The 1,060-nt window shown below is 55.8% G+C and carries 1 rRNA gene; it reads right to left on the bottom strand.

The features are described from left to right. Nucleotides 1–7: 7 nt before the first annotated feature. Nucleotides 8–1,060 (bottom strand): 16S ribosomal RNA (locus L0M98_RS22515); the annotation flags it as partial.

Raw genomic sequence — 1,060 nt, 5'->3', positions numbered from 1 at the left:
GCTCCAGAAAGGAGGTGTTCCAGCCGCACCTTCCGGTACGGCTACCTTGTTACGACTTAGCCCCAGTTACCGGTATTACCCTAGCCCGTTCCTCGCGGTCACGATCTTCAGGTACTCCCGGCTTCCATGGCTTGACGGGCGGTGTGTACAAGGCCCGGGAACGTATTCACCGCGCCATGGCTGATGCGCGATTACTAGCGAATCCAACTTCGTGGAGTCGGGTTGCAGACTCCAGTCCGAACTACGACCGGCTTTAGAGATTGGCGCCCCGTCACCGGGTGGCGGCCCTCTGTACCGGCCATTGTAACACGTGTGTAGCCCTGGATGTAAGGGCCGTGCTGATTTGACGTCATCCCCGCCTTCCTCGCACCTTACGGTGGCAGTCTCGATAGAGTGCCCGGCTCGACCCGGTGGCAACTATCGATAGGGGTTGCGCTCGTTATGGGACTTAACCCGACACCTCACGGCACGAGCTGACGACAACCATGCAGCACCTTGTAAAGAGTCCCGAGGGAAAGAACTGTTTCCAGCTCATGCACTCTACATTTAAACCCAGGTAAGGTTCCTCGCGTATCATCGAATTAAACCACATGTTCCTCCGCTTGTGCGGGCCCCCGTCAATTCCTTTGAGTTTCATCGTTGCCGACGTACTCCCCAGGTGGCTCACTTAATACTTTCGCTTGAACCCTGACTGTGTATCGCCAAGATCCAGTGAGCATCGTTTACGGCGTGGACTACCAGGGTATCTAATCCTGTTCGCTACCCACGCTCTCGCGCATCAGCGTCAGATCGAGTCTGGACAGCTGCCTTCGCTATCGGGGTTCCAAGTGATATCTAAGCATTTCACCGCTACTTCACTTGTTCCGCCATCCTCGACTCGTCTCGAGGTCACCAGTTTCAACGGCGTGCTACAGTTTAGCTGCAGTCTTTTACCGCTGACTTGGCATCCCGCCTACGCGCCCTTTAAACCCAATAAATCCGGATAACGCTCGCATCCCCCGTGTTACCGCGGCTGCTGGCACGGAGTTAGCCGATGCTTATTCGTCAAGTACTGGCATCA

The sequence above is a fragment of the Butyricimonas sp. DFI.6.44 genome, assembly GCF_022132345.1.
Classification (GTDB): Bacteria; Bacteroidota; Bacteroidia; order Bacteroidales; family Marinifilaceae; genus Butyricimonas; species Butyricimonas muris.
This window is presented reverse-complemented; position numbering and strand designations above follow the sequence as displayed.